The 25425-nt window shown below is 60.2% G+C and carries 22 protein-coding genes; 6 read left to right on the forward strand and 16 right to left on the reverse strand.

What is annotated here, in order from left to right:
* Window positions 1–3: 3 nt before the first annotated feature.
* The 15 genes from BK659_RS01105 to BK659_RS01175 form a co-directional block, all read right to left on the reverse strand.
* Window positions 4–669 carry an acetyltransferase gene (locus BK659_RS01105; protein WP_123423348.1) on the reverse strand — a complete coding sequence of 222 codons (666 nt, stop codon included), beginning with the start codon at window positions 667–669 and terminating at the stop codon, window positions 4–6.
* Window positions 666–1787 carry a DegT/DnrJ/EryC1/StrS family aminotransferase gene (locus tag BK659_RS01110; protein WP_123423349.1) on the reverse strand — a complete coding sequence of 374 codons (1122 nt, stop codon included), beginning with the start codon at window positions 1785–1787 and terminating at the stop codon, window positions 666–668. The genes BK659_RS01105 and BK659_RS01110 overlap by 4 nt, the downstream gene beginning before the upstream one ends.
* Window positions 1784–3010, reverse strand: a complete 1227-nt coding sequence (locus BK659_RS01115) for a class I SAM-dependent methyltransferase (RefSeq protein ID WP_123423350.1) — start codon at window positions 3008–3010, stop codon at window positions 1784–1786. Before BK659_RS01115 ends, BK659_RS01110 begins: the two co-directional genes overlap by 4 nt.
* Complete coding sequence (locus BK659_RS01120) at window positions 3007–3567, reverse strand: dTDP-4-dehydrorhamnose 3,5-epimerase family protein (RefSeq protein WP_123423351.1); 561 nt, start codon at window positions 3565–3567, stop codon at window positions 3007–3009. The genes BK659_RS01115 and BK659_RS01120 overlap by 4 nt, the downstream gene beginning before the upstream one ends.
* Window positions 3564–4646: a CDP-glucose 4,6-dehydratase gene (rfbG, locus tag BK659_RS01125; RefSeq protein WP_123423352.1), complete on the reverse strand. Its 1083-nt coding sequence runs from the start codon at window positions 4644–4646 to the stop codon at window positions 3564–3566. The genes BK659_RS01120 and rfbG overlap by 4 nt, the downstream gene beginning before the upstream one ends.
* On the reverse strand, window positions 4628–5401 hold the full coding sequence (gene rfbF / locus BK659_RS01130; protein ID WP_103315589.1) for a glucose-1-phosphate cytidylyltransferase: 774 nt from the start codon (window positions 5399–5401) through the stop codon (window positions 4628–4630). The genes rfbG and rfbF overlap by 19 nt, the downstream gene beginning before the upstream one ends.
* A gap of 781 nt (window positions 5402–6182) precedes the next feature.
* Entirely contained in the window at window positions 6183–9779 is a 3597-nt protein-coding gene (locus BK659_RS01135) for a glycosyltransferase (protein WP_123423353.1), read from the reverse strand.
* Window positions 9780–9893: 114 nt separating this feature from the next.
* The gene (locus BK659_RS01140; protein ID WP_123423354.1) at window positions 9894–11462 is read right to left on the reverse strand and encodes a flagellar hook-associated protein 3; all 1569 of its coding nucleotides are present in this window, start codon (window positions 11460–11462) and stop codon (window positions 9894–9896) included.
* Window positions 11463–11475: 13 nt separating this feature from the next.
* Entirely contained in the window at window positions 11476–13530 is a 2055-nt protein-coding gene (gene flgK / locus BK659_RS01145) for a flagellar hook-associated protein FlgK (protein ID WP_123423355.1), read from the reverse strand.
* Window positions 13531–13553: 23 nt separating this feature from the next.
* Window positions 13554–14846, reverse strand: a complete 1293-nt coding sequence (gene flgJ / locus BK659_RS01150; protein ID WP_123423417.1) for a flagellar assembly peptidoglycan hydrolase FlgJ — start codon at window positions 14844–14846, stop codon at window positions 13554–13556.
* Window positions 14847–14856: 10 nt separating this feature from the next.
* A complete protein-coding gene (locus BK659_RS01155; protein ID WP_123423356.1) occupies window positions 14857–15966 on the reverse strand; it encodes a flagellar basal body P-ring protein FlgI in 1110 nt (369 codons plus the stop codon).
* 15 nt (window positions 15967–15981) lie between these two features.
* Window positions 15982–16662: a flagellar basal body L-ring protein FlgH gene (gene flgH / locus BK659_RS01160; RefSeq protein ID WP_123423357.1), complete on the reverse strand. Its 681-nt coding sequence runs from the start codon at window positions 16660–16662 to the stop codon at window positions 15982–15984.
* 51 nt (window positions 16663–16713) lie between these two features.
* Window positions 16714–17499, reverse strand: a complete 786-nt coding sequence (gene flgG, locus BK659_RS01165) for a flagellar basal-body rod protein FlgG (protein ID WP_054596270.1) — start codon at window positions 17497–17499, stop codon at window positions 16714–16716.
* A 45-nt stretch (window positions 17500–17544) separates the two neighbouring features.
* Complete coding sequence (locus tag BK659_RS01170; protein ID WP_123423358.1) at window positions 17545–18285, reverse strand: flagellar basal body rod protein FlgF; 741 nt, start codon at window positions 18283–18285, stop codon at window positions 17545–17547.
* A gap of 338 nt (window positions 18286–18623) precedes the next feature.
* On the reverse strand, window positions 18624–20183 hold the full coding sequence (locus tag BK659_RS01175; protein ID WP_123423359.1) for a sigma-54-dependent transcriptional regulator: 1560 nt from the start codon (window positions 20181–20183) through the stop codon (window positions 18624–18626).
* A 279-nt stretch (window positions 20184–20462) separates the two neighbouring features.
* On the opposite strand from BK659_RS01175, the gene phhA reads away from it, so the two are divergent.
* The 6 genes from phhA (at window position 20463) to BK659_RS01200 (ending at window position 24836) form a co-directional block, all read left to right on the forward strand.
* Entirely contained in the window at window positions 20463–21254 is a 792-nt protein-coding gene (phhA, locus tag BK659_RS01180; RefSeq protein WP_123423360.1) for a phenylalanine 4-monooxygenase, read from the forward strand.
* A gap of 68 nt (window positions 21255–21322) precedes the next feature.
* Window positions 21323–21679 (forward strand): 4a-hydroxytetrahydrobiopterin dehydratase, encoded by a 357-nt coding sequence (locus tag BK659_RS01185; protein WP_019692410.1) that lies wholly within the window; start codon window positions 21323–21325, stop codon window positions 21677–21679.
* Window positions 21679–22875: an amino acid aminotransferase gene (locus tag BK659_RS01190; RefSeq protein WP_123423361.1), complete on the forward strand. Its 1197-nt coding sequence runs from the start codon at window positions 21679–21681 to the stop codon at window positions 22873–22875. The genes BK659_RS01185 and BK659_RS01190 overlap by 1 nt, the downstream gene beginning before the upstream one ends.
* 243 nt (window positions 22876–23118) lie before the next feature.
* The gene (locus BK659_RS27865; RefSeq protein ID WP_256676601.1) at window positions 23119–23250 is read left to right on the forward strand and encodes a hypothetical protein; all 132 of its coding nucleotides are present in this window, start codon (window positions 23119–23121) and stop codon (window positions 23248–23250) included.
* A 74-nt stretch (window positions 23251–23324) separates the two neighbouring features.
* On the forward strand, window positions 23325–23507 hold the full coding sequence (locus tag BK659_RS01195; protein ID WP_123423362.1) for a hypothetical protein: 183 nt from the start codon (window positions 23325–23327) through the stop codon (window positions 23505–23507).
* A gap of 114 nt (window positions 23508–23621) precedes the next feature.
* Window positions 23622–24836, forward strand: coding sequence for an MFS transporter (locus BK659_RS01200; RefSeq protein WP_123423363.1), 1215 nt, complete (start codon window positions 23622–23624; stop codon window positions 24834–24836).
* Here BK659_RS01200 and arfB read toward each other — a convergent pair.
* Window positions 24833–25246 carry an alternative ribosome rescue aminoacyl-tRNA hydrolase ArfB gene (arfB, locus tag BK659_RS01205; RefSeq protein WP_123423364.1) on the reverse strand — a complete coding sequence of 138 codons (414 nt, stop codon included), beginning with the start codon at window positions 25244–25246 and terminating at the stop codon, window positions 24833–24835. The genes BK659_RS01200 and arfB overlap by 4 nt on opposite strands.
* Window positions 25247–25425 lie beyond the last annotated feature (179 nt).

Raw genomic sequence — 25425 nt, forward strand, 5'->3', positions numbered from 1 at the left:
TTGTTAGTTGAAAACCCGACCGTCCCGATAAGGGACAGCCTGAGTCTTGATAATTCGTGCGGGATTGCCGACGACGACTGCATAGTCGGGAACGTCCCGGGTGACCACGGCGCCGGCGCCGACCGTTGCCCAGCGGCCTATCCGCAAACGCGGAAGAATGGTGGCGTTGGTGCCGATGAAAGCGCCGTCAGCCACTTCGACGCAGCCGGCGATAGCAACGCCGGGCGCCATGAACACGCTATGCCCGATCCGGCCTTCGTGCCCGATCAGGCTGCCGTAGCTGATGCTGCTGTTATCGCCCAGGGACACTTCGGCCTGAATGATCACGCCTTCCTGGAGATAGTTGCCGGTGCCCATGCGCGTCATGCTCAGATCGATACCGGGGTGCAGGAAGTTGCCCAGCGTTCCGCCGGCCTCGATGATCTGCCGTGTCGTCTCGTAACGGGTTTTGGTGTCGCGGGTGATCAGGTTCACGAAGTGCGTGTCGGGGCCTTTCAAGTCGGCCACACGCTCTACGCCGCCGATCACCGGCACGCCATGAAACAGCGTGCCGTGCTTGGCTGCATCGTTGTCGAGAAAGGCAAATTCCACAGCAGGGTTGGCCCGTTTGACGGAGCCGATCATGCGCACTGCTTCAGGGTTCGCCGCGCCCAACAGGTAGACCTTCACAGCACATTCCTTTGCTGGCAGACCGTGCGAATCACCTCGATCACCCGCTGTTGATCAGCGTCGGTCATATCGTGGTAGCTCGGCAGATTGATCGCCCGCTCCGACAGCGAGAAAGCCGTCGGCGTGTGCACCGGCTTATCGGCAAACATCGGCAACGCCGACAACGGCCAGAAAAACACCCGGGCATCGATATCCGCCGCTTGAAAGGCTTCGATCAACAGCTCTCGGGTAATACCGGTGCTTTCATGGAACACCACCGTGGGCATCCAGTAACCGTTCCTGGAATGCTCCGGTTGCGGGTTCATGGACAGCAACGGGATATCCAGCAGTCCCTGGGCATACCGATCGAAGATCGCGCGTTTGCGGTCGATCAGCTCATCGACACGTTCGATCTGGGCGCAACCGATAGCGGCCTGCAGATTGCTCATCTTGTATTTGAAACCGATGAAATCCGGCCAGAACTGACGCGTGCTACCACTGACCCGACCGTGGTTGGAGAGTGTCAGCACTCGTTCATACAGCGCCTTGTCCGAGGTCACGAAAATCCCGCCTTCCCCGGTGGTCATGGTCTTGGTGCCATGAAAGGAAAAGGCGCCGAAGGCCCCCAACGAACCCGCGGCTTTACCACGCCATTGCGAGCCGATGGCTTCGGCAGCGTCTTCGATGACCGCAATCCCGTGCTCGCGACCGATCGCAAGCAACGCGTCCAGATCGCACAGGTTGCCGTACAAATGCACCGCCACGATGGCTTTGGTCCGTGGCGTAATGGCTTGCCGGACCTGCTCCGGGTCCAGACACCAGCTGTCCGGCAACACGTCGACAAAAACCGGCGTCGCGCCCAGGTAATCAATGGGGGCCGCCGAGGCGATCCAGTTGGTGTTGGCCAGAATCACTTCATCGCCCGGGCCGATCCCCAGTGCGGCCATGCCCATGTGCAGGGCTCCGGTACAGCTGGACGTCGCGATGACATAGGGCACGCCCATATGCTGCGCGAAGGACTTCTCGAAACGTGTGATGTATTCGTAGCAACGCTCGCCCCAGCCATGCTGCACAGCATCCAGCACGTACTTGGCTTCCAGCTCGCCCACACTGGGCTTGGTGTAGTGAATTCGGCTCATCTGAAGCTCAACTCCGGAATGGCAACGACAAAACGCGCGCCCCAACTGCGGACAACCGCGTATTGCTGGGTGATCTCGTCCAGCAGGTTCCATGGCAGCACCAGGACATAGTCCGGTTTCTCGATTTCAATCCGCTCGGGAGACACCACCGGAATGCGACTGCCCGGCAAGAACTTGCCTTGCTTGTGCGGGTTGGCATCCGCCACCCAGGCCAGCAGGTCTGGCTTGACGCCGGCATAGTTGAGCAAGGTGTTGCCTTTGGCGGCGGCGCCATAACCGACTACGCGTTTACCTTCGGCCTTGGCCTGCAAGAGGAAACGCAGCAGTCCGTGCTTGATCTGTTCCGCGGCCGGGGCCAGGGTCGCGTAGTAGGCAGCGGTTTTCACCCCGGCCAACTGCTCGACCTGCAACTGTTGTTGCACTGCAGGCGTCACTTCACGGCGCACACCATCGGCACGCTGCACGAACACCCGTAGCGATCCGCCATGGGTCGGCAGCTCGCTGACATCGAAAACTTCCAGACCATTGCACTCGCACAAACGCTGTACGGCGGTCAGCGACAAATAGGAATAATGCTCGTGGTAAAGGGTGTCGAACTGCTGCCCGGCCATCAGCGTCAGCAGCTGCGGGAACTCGAACGTCGCCACGCCCGTGGGTTTGAGCAGCGTCGCGAAACCGCTGAGGAAATCATTGATGTCCGGCACATGCGCCAGCACATTGTTGGCGGCCATCAGGTCCGCGCCCCAGCCTTCGCTCAGCAACTGCGAGGCGCTGTCGCGACCGAAGAACAGCTCGCGTATGTCCAGGCCTTTTTCCCGCGCGGCCTGTGCCGTGCTGCGGGTCGGCTCGACGCCGAGGCAACGGATACCGCGTTGTGCAACGTACTGCAGCAAGTAGCCATCGTTGGCGGCAATTTCCACGACACGACTGTCGGCGGTCAGCCCGAAACGCTCGACCATCTCGGCCACATACCGATCGGCATGGGCCAGCCAGGTACTGGAAAAGGAACTGAAGTACGCATAGTCGGCATCGAACAGACTGTCGGCGCTGGTGTAGTCCTCGGTCTGTACCAGCCAGCATTCCTGGCAGACCGCAACTTTCAACGGGACCCATTGCTCGGCCTGCTCCAACTGCTCGGCCCGCAGGTACGCATTGGACGGCGGCGAGGTGCCCAGATCGATCAACGGCAACGCCAACGGGGTGCCGCAACCTCGGCAGTTCATAGACGCACTCCAGGGAAATGGTCATCAAGCCAGGGATGAGCGGCATCCCGGGTCGACAGATTTTTGACAGGCTCGGGCCAGGCAATCGCCAGACGCGGATCGAGCACCGACAGGCCACCCTCGTGATCCGGGGCGTAATCGGCGCTGTGCAAATAGAGCAGCTCGGCATCGTCGCTCAAGGTCTGAAAGCCATGGGCGAAACCGGCAGGAATCAACAGGCTGCGACCATCACCGGCGCGCAGGTGCTCGGCGTGCCACTGCAAAAAGGTCGCCGAATCCGGTCGCAGATCGACCGCGACGTCCCAGACTTCACCGCGCAGGCAGGTGATCAGCTTGGCTTCCGGGGCCTGGGCATTCTGATAATGCAAACCGCGCACGCTACCGCGCTCACGGGTGCAGGACTGGTTGATCTGACGAATATGGAACGGCTCGCCAAAGGCGCTCAGGCTGCCCTCGCAGAACAGCCGGGCGAAGTGCCCGCGCTGATCTTCATGGCGTTTGTGCTGAACACTGAACAAGCCCCGGAGAGGCAACGCACTGATGCGAAATTCACTCACCGCAGCCCCCGATACAGGTTCAGCTGATTCAGCGTGATGGCTCGCATGTCATCGCCATTTTCCCAGGCCAGGTGCCAATCCAGCGTGTGCGTCAGACAGTCTTGCAGCGACCAGCGCGGCTGCCATGCCAGCAACTGACGGGCGCGACTGCTGTCCAGGCGCAACAGGCCGGCCTCATGCAACTCACTCGGTTCGACACGCAAACCTCGCGCGTGCGGCCAACGTTTGGAGAGCAGTTCAACCACTTCACCGACGCTGCACATGTCGCCTTCACTCGGCCCGAAGTTCCACGCACCGGCGAATTGCGGGCCGTGCTCATACAGACCCGCCGCCAATTGCAGGTAACCGGCCAGCGGTTCCAGCGCGTGCTGCCAAGGGCGAACGGCTTGTGGGTAACGCAGGGTCACCGGCTCATTCGCCGACCACGCCTTGAGCACATCGGGAATCAACCGTTCCGGGGCGAAATCACCGCCACCGAGCACATTCCCGGCCCGCGCCGTGGCCAATGCCAGACCGTGCTCGGCATGCCGCTCGGCAGGGAAAAACGAGGCCGCGTAAGACTGTGCCAACAATTCGCAGCACGCCTTGCTGCTGCTGTAAGGATCATGGCCGCCAAGGGCTTCGTTCTCGCGATAGGGCCACAGCCATTCCTGATTGGCGTAGACCTTGTCGGTGGTCACCAGCACGCACGCACGTACCCCGCCAATCTGGCGAATCGCTTCCAGCAGATTGAGCGTGCCCATGACGTTGCTCGAGTAAGTCCCGAGCGGGTCACGGTAGCCTTCGCGCACCAATGGTTGCGCTGCCAGATGCAGGACGATTTCTGGCTGAACCTCGGCGATCAGCTCCAGCAACGCACCCAGGTCACGCAAGTCGCCGCGCTGGTCATTAATGCCTTCAGCAACGCGCGCCAGTTCGAACAGACTCGGCTCGGTGGACGGGTCCAGGGCAAAGCCCGTGACCTCAGCCCCCAGGCTGTGTAGCCACAGCGTCAACCAACCGCCTTTGAAACCGGTATGCCCGGTGACGAGTACCCGCTTGCCGCGCCAGAATTGCGAACTCAGTCCCACTGTTTCCATGGGGCCTCCCCGCTCTGCCACAGGTGCTCCAGATGGTTCTTGTCACGCAGGGTGTCCATCGGGTGCCAGAAACCATCGTGCTGGAAGGCATTCAGTTGCCCCTCGGCAGCCAGCGTCATCAACGGCTCGGATTCCCAGACCGTCTCGTCGGCTTTGATCAGCGACAGCACTTTGGGTGACAAGACAAAGAAGCCACCGTTGATCCAGCCACCATCACCGCGAGGTTTCTCGGTAAAACCGCGCACCAGATCGCCGTCGCGTTCCAGCGCGCCGTAACGTCCGGGTGGCTGCACCGCCGTGACCGTGGCCAGCTTGCCGCTGCTCAAGTGGAAATCCACCAGCGCGCCAATATTCAGGTCCGAAACACCGTCACCATAGGTAAAGCAGAACGCTTCCTGATCTTCCAGATAGCGGCTGGCACGACGCAAACGGCCACCGGTCATGGTCTCTTCGCCGGTGTCGATCAAAGTGACACGCCAAGGCTCGCTGTAGTTCTGGTGAACGTCCATGCGGTTGTTCGACATGTCGAACGTGACGTCAGAGGTATGCAGGAAATAGTTGGCGAAAAAGTCCTTGATCGCGTAGCCCTTGTAGCCCAGACAAATCACGAAGTCGTGAATTCCGTGTGCGGAATACTGCTTCATGATGTGCCAGAGAATTGGCTTGCCGCCGATCTCGATCATCGGCTTGGGCTTGAGGTGCGACTCTTCGCTGATCCGCGTGCCCAGGCCACCCGCCAGAATAACTGCCTTCATCTTGTCCCCTCTTGTTCGTCACAGGGCCAGCCCAAGCCCTGCAAGGCTTTGCGACCGTCTGGATAAATCGTATGAGGCTGCACCCATCACCTTCCGGCTGCACCGCACATGCTCGATTTATGGCGATTTTCAGGGGGACTTGCAGGAAACGCGCCAGCTGGCGCTGACACGGGAACCGAAGCCTGCGCCAGCTACGGATATCAACCGCCCGCAATGAAGTGGCTCGCCTTCACCACTCAACAGGCCGAGCGTTAGCTCGCCTGCAGCTCTTGATCTTGATCCACCCGCCCCTTTCGGGAGGCCGAGTGGAGGTGTTCAGCAGGGGGTTGGCGCGCAGCGCCGTACGGCGCAGCCGGACACATCGAGAGGAGGTCGTCGCGAAGCAGACCGTAGGCGATGCCCCCTGATGAATGCCGGAGTGAGGGTACGCCGAGCCTAGGCGAGGTGCCGTACGCTTGGGGCGAAGCCTTTTGGTTCCTTTTTGGCGTTTGAAAAAGGGACTCGCCGTAAGGGCGGAACCCTAAGTGGCCGTTACCGCAGGAATGGATATGTACACCTGCAAGAGATTGGTCGGCTATCAGGCCGCCATCGCGAGCAAGCTCGCTCCCACAGTGTTGATTGGTGTACGTCTGCGAGAGATTGGCCGGCTGTCAGGCCGCCTTCGCAGGCAAGCCAGCTCCCACAGTTGGACTGTGTACATCTGCGAGAGCTTGGTCGGCTGCCAGGCCGCCAAGGTCAAAAGATCGCAGCCTGCGGCAGCTCCTACGAAGGTAAGCGGGCGTCAGTCGGCCAACCAGCCATTTTCCCAGTACCGCACGTTATCTCCGCGCAGCATGTAGTCGCGCAGCACCGCCTCGCGCAGTTCATCGCCCATGCGGTAGCTGGCGTCCGGGTCGGCCAGGTGCATGCGGATGGCTTGCAACCACTCATCGGTGCTGTTGCTGACAACCCGAGTGCATGGCAGATAACCCCGATACGCCTCGGTATCGGTACAGACCACCGGGTAGCCGCAGGCGCCGTATTCCAGCAGACGCAGATTGCTCTTGCAGTCGTTGAAGATATGAAACTCCAGCGGTGCCAGTGCCAGGTCGAGGTTCAGGCTGGCCAGTTTCGCCGGGTAGACACTGAGATCGATCACGCCATGGAACTCATGCATGTAAGGGCGCAACTCTTCGGGACACATACCGAAGAACACCCAATCCACCTCGTTGGCCAGTTCGCGAACGACATCGGCAATGATCGCCAGGTCGCCCGAGTGACTGGTACCGCCACCCCAGCCAACCCGTGGCTTTTTAGAGGTGCGACGCTGACTGCGCAGACCATCCCAAAGATGAGTCGCGAGCATGTTCGGCACGACCCGAATGTCGTGATGCATCGACGACAACGCATCGGCCAGTGGTTGAGTTGAAACCACCACCCGATCGCACAGGCCGATGCCGCGACGGACCAGACGCTCCATCTCGACGTTGTCCGGCATATTGCGAATGTGCAAGTTCTTCTTCGGCGCCTTGATGACATAGTCATCCAGTTCGTAAATCAGTCGGGCCTTGGTATAGGGCTTGAAGGCAGCAATCTCGTTGATCGGCCCTTCACTGTAGCGCCCCTGCAAAATGATCACGTCCGGTGCCTCACGCTCGATCTCGATGACCGACGGCAGGTCGTAGTAGATCCGCCCGGTCGCCCGACCGGCCTTCTCCAGTTCGACCAGCGGCTGGATCGCCCGATAGTGACCGACCGCCGAGGAATTGACCGGCAACGCCATGACCTTCGGTAACTGGCGAACGGAAAACGGGCTCCAGCCGGTGCGCAAGCCTGGCTCCAGACTGTAACTGGAGCCTCCCAGCGTATTCAGCATCAGGTTCGGGTTGTACGCCGGGTCGCGAGCAACGACGGGCAGCCAGCGCCGGTAGAAGGTTTCCTGTTCTTGCGTGCGCAGCGCCTGCTCGGCTTTGTCCGGTGCCGCCGCGGGCTGTGTCCCCAGGGCCAGTTGGGCGTACGGCGTCCACACCACCAGATAGCCGTTTTGACGGACCCGCAAACACAGGTCCACCTCGTTGAGGGTCAAGGCAAAATCCTCCGCCTGAAGCCCTCCGACACTCTCGAATATCGCCTTGCGCACCATCAGGCAATCCGCTCCGACCGCGCTCAAGTCCTGAACCACCTGTAACCGGTGCATGTAGCCGGCGGCGTTCAGCGAGTCACCGAAAAATGGTGAACCGGCCGGCCCATGCAGCCCGAGAATCAGACCGGCATGCAGCACGCAACCGTCAGGATTGAACAGCTTGGCCCCGACCACACCGACTTCTGGACGCTGCGCATGATTGAGCAACTCATCCAGCCAGTCCGCACGGGTGACCACCACATACGGGTCAAGCATCAGCAGGTATTCACCACGAGCCTGTTGCGCCGCGAAGTTGCGCGTCGCCGCGACATTCCCCTGCTGCGGATACGTCAGCACCCGCAACCGGTCTGAGCCCAGCTGCGCCATGGCGCTCAGCCACTCAAGCGTCTGCGCAGACTCACTGCCGTTGTCGACCAGCAGCAACTCGTACTCGCTGTAGGCAGTTTTCTCCAACAGGCTTTCGACACAGCGCTGCAGCACCGCCAACTGGTCCTTGCAGACAATGATGATCGACACCAGCGGCCGATCCGCGTGCAGGTAATCGACACGATTGAGCAAGGTAAAACTGCCCTGGCGAATCTCGTGGGCAACGTCCAATCGCTGAAGATGCGCCTCCAACACTTGCGGGTTGAGCTCAATGACTTCGGGCAGCGCCAGCCACTGTGCCAGGCCGAATGTCGACTCCAGCATCACCTCGGCAATATGTTCGACGACCTTGATGCCGTCATCCTCGACCATGCGCCACAGCACATCGTGAGGCGCCAGCTCGCCGTAGCTTGAATTGAAACCACCCAGCGCCAGGAAACGCTCACGCTGGAACGCCAGGGATCGCCCGACGTAGGGATAACTGCGCATCAGGTCCAGGTTGAAATCCGGCTTGAAAACCGGGTCTGCCGATTCACCATCACGCAATCCGCCTTCGTCGCCATACACACACAATGCACTCGGTGATGCACTGATGCGCTCGGCCAGCAGCAACAGCGCCGGCTCCACCAGACGATCGCCGGCACGCAGCACGTAGAACCAGTCGACGCCGTCGAGTTGCGCCAGCAATGCGTTGAGTTGCGCGCACCAGTCTTCCTGCAACGGCAGGTTGAACACCCGCTCATCGAGCTGAGCTTCGGTACAGGCGCTGGACAACACCAGGGTCAGCTCCGGCGCATAAAGCTGACCGGCAAGGCTTTTAAGGGTGAGATCCAGATTGGCTCGGCTGGCCTGCTCATCGATGATGATCGGGACGATTTTCGGTTGCCGCGCCCAACCGGCCACGGTTTCCGGCAACAGACGCCGCTGAGTCTCACTGAGTGTGCGGCACGCCAGCCATTGCGTGTACAGCTGGGGAAAACTCTCGCTGGCGATGCCAATCCGATATTCCTGGTTGGCCTGGCGGGTGCCCAGGGTTCGACTCAGCGGCAGCTCGTCCCAGACACGCGGTGCCTCGCTGGCGCGGCTCAACGGCAGGTAACGGACCCAACCCGCCGCAGGCGCGCCCTCGCCACCACGAACCTTGAGCATTTGCACCAGCCAGTGTTTTTCCAGCGCCGCCGCATCTATCATCGGCTGCTGACGAATCAAACGCTCCGGATGCAAGCGCTCGACACTCAACACGTAGTTGAGCTGCGCCATGTTGCCCCGGCGCATCAGGCAGATGTACAAGGCCAGATCAAGCGACGCGACAAAGCAATGGCCGGGCTGAGTCAGGGCGGGCATCAGCTCCTGCATATCCTTGCGGCGGAACAGCGCGCTGCTGAAACCACCGAGGAAGTTGACCGGGAAGCTCTCGAAAATCGCCAGCAGGTCATCGCCCTTGAATATCCCGCAAACCGGCGACAGCGTGCTGTTCTCCAGGCGTGACGGCAACGGGTGATCGTCAGCATCCCAGAACACCCGCTGGGCCAGCACCAGATTGATGTCCGCCTGCTCGGTCAGGACCTGCGCCTGACGCTCGATACACGCAGGAGATAGCTGATCGTCATCGCAGAGGAACTTGATGTACTCGCCCTTTGCCTCACCCAGACACGCCAGCAGATTGCCGACAAACCCCAACGTCTGCGGGTTTCGTACATACCGCACGCGCTCCGCTGCGTCGCCCGTCAGCGACTCGACAACCTGCTGGATCTCATCGCCGCGACTGTCGTCGCACACAATGATTTCGAGGTTGGCGTATTGCTGGATCAGGGCACTGCGCAGGGACTGGGCGAAGAAGCGTGGATTGAAGGCGGGAATGACGAGGCTGACTAACGGGACTGGATTCACGGCGGGGCTCTCAAGCGGCGGACGCTCACCCGGTCGGGTGAGCCCCTGAAACCGCTGAAAAAAGGCGATTGGTATTCGGCGGTTTACGGCCGGACGCTTTCGCGCCAGGCCCCCTTAGATCTTGTTGAACAGACCCAGCTGACTGATTTTGCTGAACGCCAGTTGCGCGGCCTGCAACATGGTTTGCTGCAGCGTCAGACGGGTCATGACCGCCGCCGGATCAGAGTCGCGGATAGCCGACTGGCTGGCCGTGTTGGCAAGGCTCAGACTCTGGTTGGTTGCCGTCTGATCATCCAGGGCCTGACCACGCACGCCCACGGCAGTGATGGCTGAACCCAGCTGCGCCTGCGCAGTGTCCAGGTTACCAATGCCCGAGGCGACAGCTGCCTGCATTTTTTGCAAGGCCACTGCGTTGTTATCTGCCGGGGTATTCAACGCCGTACGCAACTGGCTCAGGGTGTCCAGAACGTTCTGGGTCTGGTGATCATTGGGCTGGACAACAAACTGATCGCCGGCGGCTGGAGTACCGCCGAGCGTGAAAGTGACCCCTGCCGCTGTCGCCGTAGAGCCCGCCATGACGCCCGAGGAAACCGGTTTGCTGTTCGCCGTGATCGGCGATGCATACAGATCGTAAGCGGTGGCGCTGGTGAACTTGAGGATCGCCCCGCCCGTCGGGAAGGTGCTGTTATAGGCGGTCGAGTTGGTCTGGGTGGCACCGGAGATCACCGCCACGGACGGGTTGCCCGGACTGCGCGAAGTGTTGATAGTGTCCGGCTTGACCGCCAACTGGAAGCTATGGCCGGCAATCACTGCGTCCGGAACGGCATCGCCAGGCTTCAGATTGATGTTCAGCGTCATGTCCACGCCGCGGAAACTGACCGTCTGGTTAGACGCGTCTTTATTGCTGATCACACCGTTCTGGCTGGCCTCGGCAGTGACATCGTTACCCAGCGCATCAGTGATCTGCAGCTGCGTGCTGCTGACAAAATTCACAGTATAAGGTTGACCTGCCGCGAACTTGGAATCGAACGTTGCGCTATTGCTGATCTGGCCGCTGGACAGCGTCACCCGACCGTCATCCACCGCGGGTGCGGTCATGGTGGTCAGAGAGCGACTGGTGTTGACGGTCTTCTGGAAAGCATCCCAACCGGTAATGTTGCTGGCAACCGACATGGAATCGCCGATGGCCAGATTCAGATCGGATTGGTCACCGTTGTAGCTGTAGGTGCCATCGGAGTTTGCGGTATACGGAGGCGTGCTGGTTTTGGAGCCGCCAAACAGGTAGTTGCCATTGGCGTCCTGACTGTTCATGAGACCGAACACCTGGTCCTGGATCTGCCCCAACTCCTGGGCCGCGGCCTGACGATCGGCATCGGTCTGCGTGCCGTTGCTGGCACCCAACGTCAGCTCCTTGGCTCGCTGCAAGGCGGTACCAATGGCGCTCAAGGCGGTTTCGGCCTGGCTGTACGAACCCTTGAGGTTGCTGATGTTGCCAGCGTACTGATCCAGCATCGAACTCTGTTGCCCGAGCTGAATCAAACGCGCAGCACCAATCGGATCATCGGCTGCGGTGTTGACCTTGGTCAGACTGCTCGCTTCGGCGCTGGTCTGCAGTGCGTTGCTGTAGTTACGCTGATAGTTGGCAGCGGTCGTTTCGTAATACTGGGCGGTAGAAATGCGCATGAATTACGACTCCTTAAAGACTGTTGATCAGCGTGCTGAAAGTTTCCTGCGCAGCCTTGATGATCTGCGATGAGGCTGTGTAGTACTGCTGGTATTTCACCAGGTTGCCGGACTCTTCATCGAGATTGACACCCGACAGAGCATCGCGGGCACTCTTGGCGCCGGTCAGAATCACCGAGGCGGCGTCGCCGTCAGACTTGGCCTGAGCAGCCTGGGCACCGACATTGGAAATCAGTTTGCCGTAAGCATCCGAGATGCTCACACCCTTGCTCGCCGAGCCGGTTTCCACCGTCTGCCTGGTCTGCAAGCCGACCAGCGCGGTACCGTTACGGTTGTCCGAGGAGTTGGCACCGGTCAACGAGATACTGAAGCTTTCACCCGAAGCAGGCGAGCCACTGACGGTGGTTTGAACCGAGAACGTCTTCTGTACCCCCGCGCCGTCCAGGATCGGGGCACCTGTGCCATCGACCATATTCACTTGCAGGCTCAGGGTATTGCTTTGGCCAGGAACGATGGTGCCCGTCCCCATGCTGACGCCCTTGGCATCGTAAAGCTTATAACCCTGAGTCCCGGCAGCCGCGGGATCGAACACCACTTTGACCGGTGTCGAATACTGGAGCCCGGTTTGCAGGTCGGCATTGGCCGCCGGGTTGTAGATATCCAGGGTGCTGGTCAACGTTGGCTGGCTGTAGGTGCCTTTGTTGTTGGCACTGGCGACACCGCTCAGAGGCGCGGCCGCGGCGAGCGTTTTCGGATCGGTGATCACGGTCTGGATATCACTGGCACCGCTGCGGGTCGGCGTCACCTTGAAGGTGTCGCCGGCGCTCATGGCCCCGCCGCCATTGAGCGCCATGCTGAAGCCGTCGATTACCGGAGCCGGTGTCGTGGTGGTGCTGAAGGCACCCATGTTGGTGCCATCGGAGCGCGTGACGCTGTAATTCGTGGCGCTGGTGAAGGTCACCTGATAATCGTTGGTGGTCAGCTTGCCCGTGTCGTTGATGGTGACATTGAGGTTACCGGAACCGGCGCTGTTACCTGCCTGGGCAATGCTGCGCTGAGAGATCAGCGTGGCACTGTTGATGTTGCTGAAGATCGCCGAGCCGAAGTTGCCGTTCTTGTCGATGCCCTGGGCCTGCTGCTGGTTCATCTGATCGGCAACAACCAGCGCCACGCGTCCCAACTCATTGATTGCCGGGTTGAGCACTTCGCTGCGATAGCTCAGCAAACCACCCATCTGCCCCGTCGTCACCACCGACGTAATATCGATGACGCTCGAACCGCGGTTCATCTGGAGCATCGACTGACTCGGATCAGTCTTGCTCGGTACGGTTTGCAGGGTGTTGGTGGTGCTGCCCATCACCAGCGGCTGACCACTGCCGATGTAGACATCGTAGTTAGTGCCACGCTCGACAACCTGAGTACCGACCAGATCGGACAGCTGACGCACCGCCTCGTTGCGCTTGTCGAGCAGGTCGCTCGGCCCACTGCTGTTGCTGGTGTTGCTACCCGATGTCTGAGAAATCTGCTGGTTGTACTGGGCGATCGAGCTCGCCAGCTTATTCACCTGGGACGCCATGTCCGACAGGTTGGAATTGATACCGGTGTTCTGGTCGTTCAACTGCTTGGAAATCGAGTTGAAGCGATCGCTCAGGGCCTTGGCATTGGTCATCACCGATTGGCGGGACGCATCATCGGAAGGCGTGGTCGCGACACTTTGCAGGGAAGTGAAGAACTTCTGCAGCGCGCCACTGAGGCCGGTGTCCTTGTCAGACAGCAGCGTGTCGACCGGCGTGACCTGCCCCAGGTAGGACGATGCCTGGCCGTTAAGCGAAGTGCTGGTCTGCAACTGGGTGTCGAGGTACGCGCTGTACACCCGACGCACGTCCGCCAGGGTCGTGCCCGTGCCAATGAATACGTTGTTGCCGTACTGAATCGAGGACTTGCTGGTCTGCACGGTTTGCTGGCGCGAGTAGCCGGCCGTATCAACGTTGGCAATGTTGTTGCCGGTCACCGCCAAAGACGATGAGGCCGCATTCAACCCCGACATCCCGATATTGAGCAAACTCATGGTTCAGACCTTATACCTTATGCCTATAAAGGCGTCGTGGAAGAGCCCGCCGCAGCGTAGTTCTGGTAACTCTTCATCTGTTTGGCAATCTGCGAAATCTTGCTGGCGTAGTTCGGGTCGGTTGCATACCCGGCCTTTTGCAACTCGCGTACAAACTGTTCTGGGTTATCGGCCGACTTCACAACATCTTGATAGCGATTATTGCTTTGCAACAAAGTCACCAGGTCATGGAAGCTGTCCTGATAAGAGTCGTAGGAACGGAACTCGGCCGTCTCCTTGACCATCGCGCCATTTCTGAATTCGCTGGTGATCGCCCGCGCCGAATCGCCCTGCCAGCTACTGCCGGCCTTGATGCCGAACAGGTTATGACTGTTGCTGCCATCCTGGGCGCGCATGACCGATTTGCCGTAGCCGGTCTCCAGTGCTGCCTGGGCAACCAGATAGCGCGGATCGACGCCAATACGGTCAGCGGCCGCTTTGGCCATCGGCATCATGGTGTTGACGAATTCGTCGGCAGAGCTGAAGGTTTTCTTCGCCGGCGCCAGTGGTATTTGAGCCATGGCACGACCATAAATCTGCATCTGCCCGCTCGATGCCGAATCCGTTTGCGAGGCCAGCCAATCGCCATTGAACAGGGGACCTGAACCGGTCTTGGTACCCTGAGGCGATGGGATGTTGTTGAGCGCCGTCGCTGTGGTCGCAGCGGTCGTCGATGCCGACGGCACCAGACCGGCGAGCAAGCGATCCGCGAGCTTCGGCGGCAGCGCCAGTCGCCGCTGGTTGAGCAGCGCCACGTCATTACGGTGATCGGCCGTTGATAGCGGCGCCTTGACCGACCGCGAAGCCCACAACGGACGCTCGCCATTAACCCGCGACAACGGCCCATTGGTGCCCACGGTGCCGGCAGCCACCGGAGTCGTCACCGCCGCTTTCGCCGCTTCCTGCTTGGCGGCAGACATCGCCGCGGCCTCGCCCGGAGCCAACGGCTTGTTCTTCGACATCTGGCGCATCAGCACGTCGGCCAGACCGATACCATGACCCTGACGAGACATGGAAACCGCCAGCTGCTGGTCGTACATTTCCTGGTACTGCTTGGCCGCAGGCGTGTTGAGCGGATTGTCCTTGCCCAGCGTTTCGGTGGCCGAGCGCATGGACTTGAGCATCTCGCTGAGGAACAGCGATTCGAACTCCTGCGCCACCTTGCGCATGTTCGCATCACTGTTCTTGTCGCCGACCTTGAGCTGGTTAAGCCGGTTCAGGTCCGAGTACGAACCCGAATCGCCGCTGCTGACCAACCCGCTCTTGTGAAGATCCATGTTCGCCATATCAAATCACGATCAGGTCGGCTTGCAGGGCGCCAGCCTGTTTCAAGGCTTCGAGAATCGCCATCAAGTCACCCGGCGCCGCGCCAACCTGATTCACCGCCCGGACAATCTCGTCCAGCGTGGTGCCAGGACCGAACTTGAACATTGGCTTGGCTTCTTGCTGCGCATTGACCCGGGAGCGCGGCACGACTGCCGTCTGACCGTTGGACAAAGGCCCTGGCTGACTGACGATCGGGTCTTCGGTGATGGTCACGGTCAGGCTGCCGTGAGTCACGGCGGCCGGTGAAACCTTGACGTTCTGACCGATCACGATGGTGCCGGTCCGCGAGTTGATAATGACCTTGGCCACCGCCTGACCCGGATCGACTTCGAGGTTTTCCAGAATCGACAGGTAGTCGACGCGCTGGCTTGGATCGAGTGGCGCGGTGACGCGGATCGAACCGCCATCAATCGCCTGCGCAACACCCGGGCCGAGCATGTTGTTGATCTTGTCGACGACGCGCTTGGCGGTGGTGAAGTCGGAGCGGTTGAGGTTCAGGGTCAGGCTGTTGCCCTGGTTGAAACCGCTCGGCACCGAACGCTCGACCGAAGCACCACCCGGAATGCGACCAGCCGACGGAACGTTGACGGTGATCTTCGAACCGTCGCGACCCTCGGCATCAAAACCACCGACCACCAGGTTGCCCTGGGCGATCGCATAGACGTTACCGTCGATACCCTTGAGCGGCGTCAGCAACAAGGTGCCGCCGCGCAGGCTCTTGGAGTTACCGATCGAGGACACGGTGATATCGACCTGCTGACCCGGCTTGGCGAACGCCGGCAAATCGGCACTGACCGACACCGCCGCGACGTTCTTCAACTGCACGTTACCCGAACCCGCCGGTACCTTGATGCCGAACTGCGAGAGCATGTTGTTGAAGGTCTGCAGGGTGAACGGAGTTTGCGTGGTCTGGTCACCCGTGCCGTTAAGCCCGACGACCAGGCCGTAACCGATCAATTGGTTGGAACGCACGCCCGAAATACTGGCGATGTCCTTCAACCGCTCGGCCTGAGCGCCGAGGGAGGTGGACAGCAACAACATGGCCGCCATCAGGTGCTTGAAATTAAACATGAGTCGTTTCATCACCTAGAAAGGGAACAACGGGCTTAAGAAGAAACGGTCGAACCAGCCTGGCTGACTCGCATCGGCAAACGAACCGGTGCCCGAATAGGTGATGCGCGCATCAGCGATACGCGTCGACGACACCGTGTTATCGGTGGCGATATCGTCCGCCCGGACCAGACCGGCAATACGCACCAGCTCATCACCGGTGTTGAGGGTCATCCACTTCTCGCCACGCACGGCAATGATGCCGTTGGGCAGCACGTCGGCCACGGTGACGGTGATCGAACCGACCAGGCTGTTGCCCTGCCCTGCCTTGCTGTCACCCTTGGTTGCGCGGTCACCGCTGTAATTTGCACTCAGACTCAGAGGACTATTGGTGGCCGGAGTGCCACCGAACAACGAGGTCAGACCGAGTCCGGTCTTGCTGGTTTTGTCCACCTGGGAGTTGGCGTTTTTACTGGCCTGGGTCTTCTCGTTCAGGGTGATGGTGATGATGTCACCGACCCGGAAAGCCTTGCGGTCGCCGTACAGGTTCTGCTCGAAACCGGCCTGATAGATCGACCCGTTGTTCGCCGCTGCCGGCAGTGGTGTACGAGGCAACACGGGCGCGTAGTACGGGTCATTGGGCTTCGGCGTCGGGCCGACGCAGCCCGCGAGCAACGCGATCCCACTCAGTGCGAGAACAGATACAAAGCGATTCATGACCCTACCTCACGGTGTTGCAGGCGGCTTCATGCCGCCTCATAGACTTGATTACAGATTCTGCGTTACGAACGAGAGCATCTGGTCGGCGGTGGAAATCACCTTGGAGTTCATCTCGTAGGCACGCTGAGTGGTGATCATGTTGACCATCTCTTCAACGGTGCTGACGTTGGAGGTTTCCAGGGTGTTCTGCAGCGTGGTACCAAAACCGTTCAGGCCCGGGGTGCCGATTTGCGGCGCACCGCTGGCGGCAGTTTCCTGGAACAGGTTGTTGCCCATGGCCTGCAGGCCGGCCGGGTTGATGAAGTCGGCGGTTTGCAGGTTGCCGATCACTTGCGCGGCGGCGGCGCCTGGAACAGTGATCGACACTGTGCCGTCACGACCGACCGTGAAGGTCTGTGCGTTGTTCGGAATCACGATGGCCGGCTCGAGAGCAAAGCCACTGGCATTGACGATCTGGCCATTGGAGTCCAGGTGGAACGTACCGTCACGGGTGTAGGCGGTCGTGCCATCCGGCTGCAGGATCTGGAAGAAACCGCGACCGTCGACCGCCATGTCCAGCGGTTGGTCGGTGGTTTGCAGGCTACCGGCGGTGAAGTTTTTCTGAGTGCCGACAATGCGCACACCGGTACCCAATTGCAGACCCGACGGCAATGCGCTGTCCTGGGTCGACTGGGCGCCTGGCTGACGCTTGATCTGGTACAACAAGTCCTGGAACTCGGCACGATCACGTTTGAAACCCGTGGTCGATACGTTCGCCAGGTTGTTGGAAATAGTCGTCAGGTTGGTGTCCTGGGCGGACAGACCTGTTTTGGCAACCCATAGAGCCGGAAGCATTCGATTCTCCTCGTGCGCCTGTTTTACGGCGCGACGTTCTGATAATTAGCTGATCTGCAAGACCCGAGCCATGGCTTGGTCGTCGTCTTTGGCGGTGTTCATCATCTTGATGTGCAGCTCGAATTGCTTGGACAAGGCCAACACCGAGGTCATCTCTTCAACGGCGTTGACGTTGCTCGACTCAAGGAAACCCGACACCAGCTGCACATTGGCATCGGCCGGTGCCGGCTTGCCGTCTGCGGTCTGGATCGTGCCGTCCAGGCTCTTGGTCATGTTCTTGATGTCCGGATTGACCAGCTTGATGCGGTCGACCTCGGCCATGACACGCGGACCTTCGCCCATTGCCCGAATGCTGATCGTGCCGTCCTGACCCACTTCGATTTTCTGCTCGGGCGGCACGGCGATCGGACCGCCGTTGCCCATCACCGGCATACCGTTGCCGGCGCGCAGCACACCCAGAGCGTCGACATTCAGACTGCCGGTGCGCACATAGCTTTCGCCACCGTTCGGGTTCTGTACGGCAATCCAGCCGTTGCCCTGGACCGCTACATCGAGGTCGCGACCGGTTTGAATCATCGCGCCAGGAGAGAAGTCGGTGGCCGGGCGTTCGGTCATGGCAAACGCGCGCGCCGGAAAGCTGTCACCAAACACCGGCATCGATCGCGCCTGCTCCAGGTCCTTCTGAAAACCGTTGGTGGAGATGTTCGCCAGGTTGTTGGCATGAGCCTTTTGCGCCAGTGCGTTCTGGCTGGCGCCGGTCATTGCCACATAAAGGTACTTGTCCACAGTCTTTCCTCTGCATGTCGGACGTTTGCCGCCCACCGCTGTACTGCTGAGCCTCAAGCAATTTGCAGACCAACTTCCACACAGAGGATCGAAGCCCTCTAAACAAAGGACTTGAGGGGGATCAGAGGGAAATGGGCGATTGTGTCAAAGACGAAAAACCGGCGCGGTTATGCCGCTTCGCGGCAACCTTTGATCTTTAGCAGCGGCCACTACCGCCATCGCGAGCAAGCTCGCTCCCACAGGGTTGTGGAGTGCTCACAAATTATGTGACCACTGAAGACCCAATGTGGGAGCGAGCTTGCTCGCGATGAGGCCAGCACAAACAAAGCAGGTACCCGCTATGGCTCGGTCTTGCCAACCTCATATTCACGCAGTTTGTTGGCGATGGTGGTGTGAGACACGCCAAGGCGCTTGCCCAGCAGGCGACTGCTCGGGTGCTCGGAATAGAGCCGCTCCAGCACGGCCTTTTCGAAACGCCCGACAATCTCGTCCAGCCCGCCTTCCAGCGAGAAATCCCCCAGAGGCTGGCGCACGCCGTAATCCGGCAGGCGAATATGTTCAGCCTTGACCGTGCCGCCCTCACACAACGAAACCGCCTGAAACAGCACGTTTTCCAACTGCCGGACATTGCCCGGCCAGTGATAATGGCTGAGCCGGTCCATCGCCGCCGGCGCCAGTTTCGGCAACGGACAACCAATCTGCCGACTGGCCTGATCGAGGAAGTGCTCCACCAGCGGCGTCAGGCCGTCGAGGCATTCACGCAGCGGCGGGATGTGCAGCGAAAGCACGTTCAATCGATGGTAAAGATCCTGACGGAATTCGCCGCTCGCACACAATTCAGACAAATCGACCTGGGTGGCGCAGATCACCCGCACATCCAGATAAACCTCTTCATCGCTACCGACCCGGCGGAAACATCCGTCCTGCAAAAACCTCAGTAATTTCACCTGCAAACGCGGGCTCATCTCCCCCACACCATCGAGAAACAACGTACCGCCCGCCGTGAGCTCCAACAGCCCGAGCTTGCCTTCGGCCCGCGCCCCTTCGAACGCACCCGGGCCGTAGCCGAACAGCTCGGTCTCGGCCATCGACTCCGGCAACCCGGCGCAATTGAGCGCCATCAACGGCGACTGGCCACGCGGACTGGCCAGATGGCAGGCGCGCGCCAACAGCTCTTTACCGGTGCCAGTCTCGCCTTCGATCAACAGCGGCGCATCCAATGGCGCCATGCGCCGCGCTTCCCGAACCACCGCGGCCATCACCTTGGAGCTCTGGAAAATACTGTCGAAGCCACGCAACTCCTGCTTGCGCACGTTATAGATGCGCTCACCGACCCGATCCGCCCGGTGCAGCGTCAACACCGCACCGGCCATCGCCTCGCTGTCGTCATGCTCCGATTGCAACGGCGCGATATCGGCGAGGAATACGTCGCCCTTGACCTTGACCCGCAAGCCGTTGATCCGCGACTTATTGGCGCACACCAGCTCCGGCAGATCGAAGTCCTCGGCATAACGCGACAAGGGAATGCCCGGCACCTCGTCCACCCGCACACCGAGCAACTGCGCGGCCGCGCGGTTGGCCGCAACGATCGAACCGCCCATGTCGATCGACAGCACCGGAAACTCCAGCGCACCGAGCAAGGCATTCAACTCCATGTGCCGACGCTCGCTGGGCATCAGCCCTACACGCTTGACGCCGAATACACCGGCTATCGCCTCGAACTTCGGACGCAACGCCTGGAACTGAATGTTGATCAGGTTCGGGCAATGCAGGTAGATCGCGTTGCCATGCTCGCCGCCGACCTCACCGCGAGCGACGTTGATCCCGTACTCCACCAGCAGGTTGAGGATGTCGCGCAGGATGCCGATGCGGTTCTGGCAATGGACTTTGATACGCATATAAAGGCCCGAACGGTAGTGGATAGAGCGCGTGGCGAGGTTTTTTCTGCCAAGACGCAAAGTTAGTCGTCAAGATTATGTGACAGCTCGAGGCCTTTTCAAACCCGGAAATCTCAATACCTGCGCCATAGCCGTCAATCCGTAACGAATACTTTACGAAAAAACAGGAATCCTCCTACACACAACACCAAAACCTTGCTGCAAAATCTCACACTTGGGGTTATCTCTAGGTCCATAGGCAAGACATAACAAGAACGTATCCCTTTGCAGGAGAGCAGCATGAAGCAGACGCAATACGTGGCCCGCGAGCCCGATGCGCAAGGTTTTATTCACTACACCGCTGAAGAACACGCGGTGTGGAATACGCTGATCACTCGCCAGCTGAAAGTGCTCGAGGGTCGTGCGTGCCAGGAATACATGGACGGCATCGAAAAGCTCGGCCTGCCCCATGACCGCATTCCGCAACTCGACGAAATCAACAAAGTCCTCGGCGAGACCACCGGCTGGCAAGTCGCCCGGGTGCCGGCGCTGATTCCGTTCCAGACCTTCTTTGAATTGCTGGCTAACAAGCAGTTTCCGGTCGCGACCTTTATTCGTACTCGCGAAGAACTGGATTACCTGCAAGAGCCGGACATTTTCCACGAGATCTTTGGCCACTGCCCGCTGCTGACCAACCCTTGGTTCGCCGAATTCACCCACACTTACGGCAAACTCGGCCTACAGGCTTCCAAGGAACAACGCGTCTATCTGGCGCGCCTGTACTGGATGACCATCGAGTTCGGCCTGGTCGACACCCCGGACGGCCAACGCATCTACGGCGGCGGCATCCTCTCCTCGCCAAAAGAAACCGTGTACAGCCTGTCCGGCGAGCCAGAGCATCAAGCCTTTGATCCGCTGGAAGCGATGCGCACGCCGTATCGCATCGACATCCTGCAACCGCTGTACTTCGTCCTGCCCAACCTCAAGCGCCTGTTCGATCTGGCCCACGAGGACATCATGGGCATGGTCCAGCAAGGCATGCAGCTAGGCCTGCACGCACCGAAATTTCCGCCTAAACCCAAGGCGGCCTGAGAGCGCCGCAGTCGCGGCGCCCCTCAAAAAATAGTAACGTCTAACAAGAATTGATTTGGGAACCCACCATGAACGCTCTGAACCAAGCCCATTGCGAAGCCTGCCGTGCCGATGCCCCACAAGTCAGCGACGAAGAACTGCCGGTACTGATCAAGCAGATCCCAGACTGGAACATCGAAGTTCGCGACGGCGTGATGCAGCTGGAAAAAGTCTTCCTGTTCAAGAATTTCAAATTCGCCCTGGCCTTTACCAACGCCGTGGGTGAAATCTCCGAGGCCGAAGGTCACCACCCAGGCCTGCTCACCGAGTGGGGCAAAGTCACCGTGACCTGGTGGAGCCACTCAATCAAAGGCCTGCACCGCAACGACTTCATCATGGCTGCGCGCACTGACGAAGTGGCGAAAGACGCCGAGGGCCGCAAATAATGCATTTCAACGCCATCGGCCGAGTACCCGGCGATCCGATTCTCGGCCTGATGGAGGCCTATGCGCAGGACAGCAATCCGCGCAAGTTCGACCTTGGCGTGGGCGTCTACAAGGATGCCCAGGGCCTGACCCCGATTCCGCAGTCGGTGAAACTCGCCGAGCTGCGGCTGGTGGATCGGCAGACCACCAAGACCTACATCGGTGGTCACGGTGACGCGGCGTTCGGCAAAGTGATCAATGATCTGGTGCTCGGCGCTGATTCAGCGCTGATCACCGAGCAGCGTGTCGGCGCCACCCAGACCCCGGGCGGCACTGGCGCCCTGCGCTTGAGCGCCGACTTCATTGCACAATGCCTGCCGGGACGTGGCATCTGGCTGAGCAACCCGACGTGGCCGATTCACGAAACCATCTACGCCACCGCCGGCCTCAAGGTCAGCCACTACCCGTACGTGGGCAGCGACAACCGCCTCGACGTCGAAGCGATGTTGGCAACCCTGAACCTGATTCCTGAAGGCGATGTGGTACTGCTGCACGCCTGCTGCCATAACCCGACCGGTTTCGACCTGTCTCACGATGACTGGCGCCGTGTGCTGGAGGTGGTTCGCAGCCGCGAACTGCTGCCGCTGATCGACTTCGCCTATCAGGGTTTTGGCGATGGTCTGGAGCAGGACGCCTGGGCAGTGCGGTTGTTTGCCGCTGAACTGCCTGAGCTGCTGATCACCAGTTCCTGCTCGAAAAACTTCGGCCTGTACCGCGACCGCACTGGCGCGCTGATCGTCTGCGCGAAGGATGCCGAGAAGCTGGTGGATATCCGCAGCCAATTGGCCAACATCGCTCGCAACCTGTGGTCGACACCACCGGATCACGGCGCTGCCGTCGTGGCGACCATCCTTGGCGACCCGGAGCTGAAGCAGCTGTGGGCCGACGAAGTGGAAGCCATGCGTATGCGTATCGCGCAGCTGCGCTCGGGCTTGGTCGAGGCGCTGGAGCCGCACGGTTTGGGCGAACGCTTCGCGCATATCGGTGTGCAACGCGGGATGTTTTCCTACACCGGTTTGACACCGGCTCAGGTGAAAAACCTGCGCGACAAGCACAGCGTGTACATGGTCAACTCCGGCCGCGCCAACGTCGCCGGGATTGACGCCACACGCCTGGATTTGCTGGCGCAAGCCATCGCTGACGTCTGCGCAGACTAACGGCCTGATACGCCCCCGTAGCAGCTGCCGAAGCCGAACGCAGGCTACGCCAGCTGCTACGGATCGCGGCGTCTTCGACCTCGTGCAAGATCCATCAGCTCTAACTCCACACTGCGGCCATCCGTCGCAACAAAGGGAGATAAAAGTCTTTTTGTCATCTCCCCTGCTGTATCCTGCCAAGGCTTTTTAAAAGCGCGGATCTACACAGCGATTTAAAAACAGACCTTGCGAGGAGCAACCAACATGCACGAGATTCCTAATCTCCCCTTCCCAAGCCTGCACGAAACTGCGCAGACAACCCCGCAACAAGCCGGCGCCCAACAGCCCGAGCCGAAAGAAGCCACTGGTAGCCGCAAGGCCGACAGCGAAGACTGAAAAAGCACTACCCAGACCGTGTGGAAAGCGCTAACTCATGCGCTTTCCACACAGCCTGAATCAAGGACCCGCACATGACCGACACCTTCACCGAAAGCCAGGCCAGCGTACTGATCGGCACTGCTGAAAAGATGATCGATGTCTGGAACCGCCTGACACCCGAGAAACAAACCCTACTACTGGCCCGCTTCGGCAGCCAGGAAAACGCCCTCGCGGCACTGGTCACCACGCAATTGGTCGCACCCGCCAAATCCTGATTTCGCGCTGACAAAACGACCGCACGCACAGAGTTCCAATTTCTCCCCCTCACCGCATCCAACCACCGGTATCATAAGCAGCCTATCTATCCTGCTGTCCCGTGGACTTTTCCCATGCCAGATCCCCAGCGCCCCATGGCGGTCACGCTGCAAGTCGTTTCTATCGTCCTGTTTACCTTTATCGGCTATCTGAACATTGGCATCCCCTTGGCCGTGTTGCCGGGTTATGTGCACAGCGACCTGGGTTTTGGCGCGGTGATCGCAGGCCTGGTGATCAGCGTGCAATACCTCGCCACCCTGCTCAGCCGCCCGTACGCGGGACGGATCATCGATAACCAGGGCAGCAAACGCGCAGTGATGTATGGCTTGGCCGGTTGTGGCTTGAGCGGGGTGTTCATGCTGCTATCGGCCTGGGCGCAGAGCCTGCCGACCTTGAGCCTGATAAGCCTGTTGATCGGTCGACTGGTGTTGGGCAGCGCCGAAAGCCTGGTGGGTTCGGGATCGATTGGCTGGGGCATCGGCCGGGTCGGGGCAGCGAATACCGCCAAGGTCATCTCCTGGAACGGTATTGCCAGTTACGGCGCACTGGCTGTCGGCGCACCATTGGGCGTGCTGCTGGTTCAGCATTTCGGGCTGTGGAGCATGGGGGTGAGCATTCTCTTGCTGGCAGCGCTGGGGCTGCTGCTGGCCTGGCCAAAAACCGCCGCGCCGATCGTCGCCGGCGAACGCCTGCCTTTCATGCATGTCCTGGGGCGGGTGCTACCCCACGGTTGCGGACTGGCGCTGGGGTCGATCGGATTTGGCACCATCGCCACCTTCATCACCCTGTATTACGCCACCCGACACTGGGACAATGCCGTGCTCTGCCTGAGCCTGTTCGGCGCCTGTTTCATTGGTGCGCGCCTGCTGTTCGGCAACCTGATCAATCGCCTCGGCGGCTTTCGCGTGGCGATGGCCTGCCTGTCGGTCGAAACCCTCGGCTTGTTGCTGTTGTGGATAGCTCCGGACGCCCATTGGGCACTGGCGGGCGCGGCGTTGAGCGGGTTCGGCTTCTCGCTGGTGTTCCCGGCACTGGGCGTGGAAGCGGTGAATCTGGTGCCCGCTTCCAGCCGTGGCGCGGCGGTCGGGGCTTACTCGCTGTTCATCGACTTGTCGCTGGGAATCACCGGGCCGTTGGCGGGCGCCATCGCGGCCGGATTCGGTTTTGCCTCAATCTTCCTGTTCGCCGCTCTCGCCGCTCTGAGCGGTTTGATGCTCAGCTTCTACCTGTACCGTCAAGCGCCACAGCATCTAAACGAAAAGTATCGTGAAGAACGCGAAGCGCGCTAGAAGTCGACTTTGCCACGCCCGGCCTTGATCGAGCCACGCTTGGTTTTTGACTCCAGCCGACGCTTCTTCGACCCCAGGGTCGGCTTGGTCGGACGACGCTTCTTTTCAACCTTGGTGGCGCTGAGGATCAACTCGGTCAAACGCGCCAGCGCATCGGTGCGGTTGGCTTCCTGCGTGCGGTATTGCTGAGCCTTGATGATGATCACGCCGTCACTGGTGATCCGACTGTCACGCAGCGCCAGCAACCGTTCCTTGTAGAACTCTGGCAAGGATGACGCCGGAATATCGAAGCGCAAGTGCACCGCACTGGAGACCTTGTTGACGTTCTGCCCACCCGCGCCTTGCGCGCGAATGGCGGTCAATTCGATCTCGGCATCCGGCAGATGCACGTTGTTGGAAATCTCCAGCATGGAAAAGCGTGTCCGCGTTAGGGGGGCATCAGGATACCCTGAATGAGATATTCAGCACGCCGAAGATCAACTGTGGGAGCGAGCTTGCTCGCGAAAGCGGCATCACATTCAGCATCAATCTCGACTGTACTGGCCTCATCGCGAGCAAGCTCGCTCCCACAGGGTTTTGTATGAACCCT

This window comes from Pseudomonas brassicacearum, assembly GCF_003732225.1.
In the GTDB taxonomy this organism is placed as follows: Bacteria; Pseudomonadota; Gammaproteobacteria; order Pseudomonadales; family Pseudomonadaceae; genus Aquipseudomonas; species Aquipseudomonas brassicacearum_E.

Bases quoted from the DNA above. Each gene is read 5' to 3' on its own strand.
- BK659_RS01110 (WP_123423349.1), bottom strand. From the start codon at position 1,787: ATGAGCCGAATTCACTACACCAAGCCCAGTGTGGGCGAGCTGGAAGCC.
- BK659_RS01115 (WP_123423350.1), bottom strand. From the start codon at position 3,010: ATGAACTGCCGAGGTTGCGGCACCCCGTTGGCGTTGCCGTTGATCGAT.
- rfbG (WP_123423352.1), bottom strand. From the start codon at position 4,646: ATGGAAACAGTGGGACTGAGTTCGCAATTCTGGCGCGGCAAGCGGGTA.
- rfbF (WP_103315589.1), bottom strand. From the start codon at position 5,401: ATGAAGGCAGTTATTCTGGCGGGTGGCCTGGGCACGCGGATCAGCGAA.
- BK659_RS01140 (WP_123423354.1), bottom strand. From the start codon at position 11,462: ATGCGCATTTCTACCGCCCAGTATTACGAAACGACCGCTGCCAACTAT.
- flgK (WP_123423355.1), bottom strand. From the start codon at position 13,530: ATGAGTTTGCTCAATATCGGGATGTCGGGGTTGAATGCGGCCTCATCG.
- flgJ (WP_123423417.1), bottom strand. From the start codon at position 14,846: ATGGATCTTCACAAGAGCGGGTTGGTCAGCAGCGGCGATTCGGGTTCG.
- BK659_RS01155 (WP_123423356.1), bottom strand. From the start codon at position 15,966: ATGTTTAATTTCAAGCACCTGATGGCGGCCATGTTGTTGCTGTCCACC.
- flgH (WP_123423357.1), bottom strand. From the start codon at position 16,662: ATGAATCGCTTTGTATCTGTTCTCGCACTGAGTGGGATCGCGTTGCTC.
- flgG (WP_054596270.1), bottom strand. From the start codon at position 17,499: ATGCTTCCGGCTCTATGGGTTGCCAAAACAGGTCTGTCCGCCCAGGAC.
- BK659_RS01175 (WP_123423359.1), bottom strand. From the start codon at position 20,183: ATGCGTATCAAAGTCCATTGCCAGAACCGCATCGGCATCCTGCGCGAC.
- phhA (WP_123423360.1), top strand. From the start codon at position 20,463: ATGAAGCAGACGCAATACGTGGCCCGCGAGCCCGATGCGCAAGGTTTT.
- BK659_RS01185 (WP_019692410.1), top strand. From the start codon at position 21,323: ATGAACGCTCTGAACCAAGCCCATTGCGAAGCCTGCCGTGCCGATGCC.
- BK659_RS01190 (WP_123423361.1), top strand. From the start codon at position 21,679: ATGCATTTCAACGCCATCGGCCGAGTACCCGGCGATCCGATTCTCGGC.
- BK659_RS27865 (WP_256676601.1), top strand. From the start codon at position 23,119: ATGCACGAGATTCCTAATCTCCCCTTCCCAAGCCTGCACGAAACTGCG.
- BK659_RS01195 (WP_123423362.1), top strand. From the start codon at position 23,325: ATGACCGACACCTTCACCGAAAGCCAGGCCAGCGTACTGATCGGCACT.
- BK659_RS01200 (WP_123423363.1), top strand. From the start codon at position 23,622: ATGCCAGATCCCCAGCGCCCCATGGCGGTCACGCTGCAAGTCGTTTCT.
- arfB (WP_123423364.1), bottom strand. From the start codon at position 25,246: ATGCTGGAGATTTCCAACAACGTGCATCTGCCGGATGCCGAGATCGAA.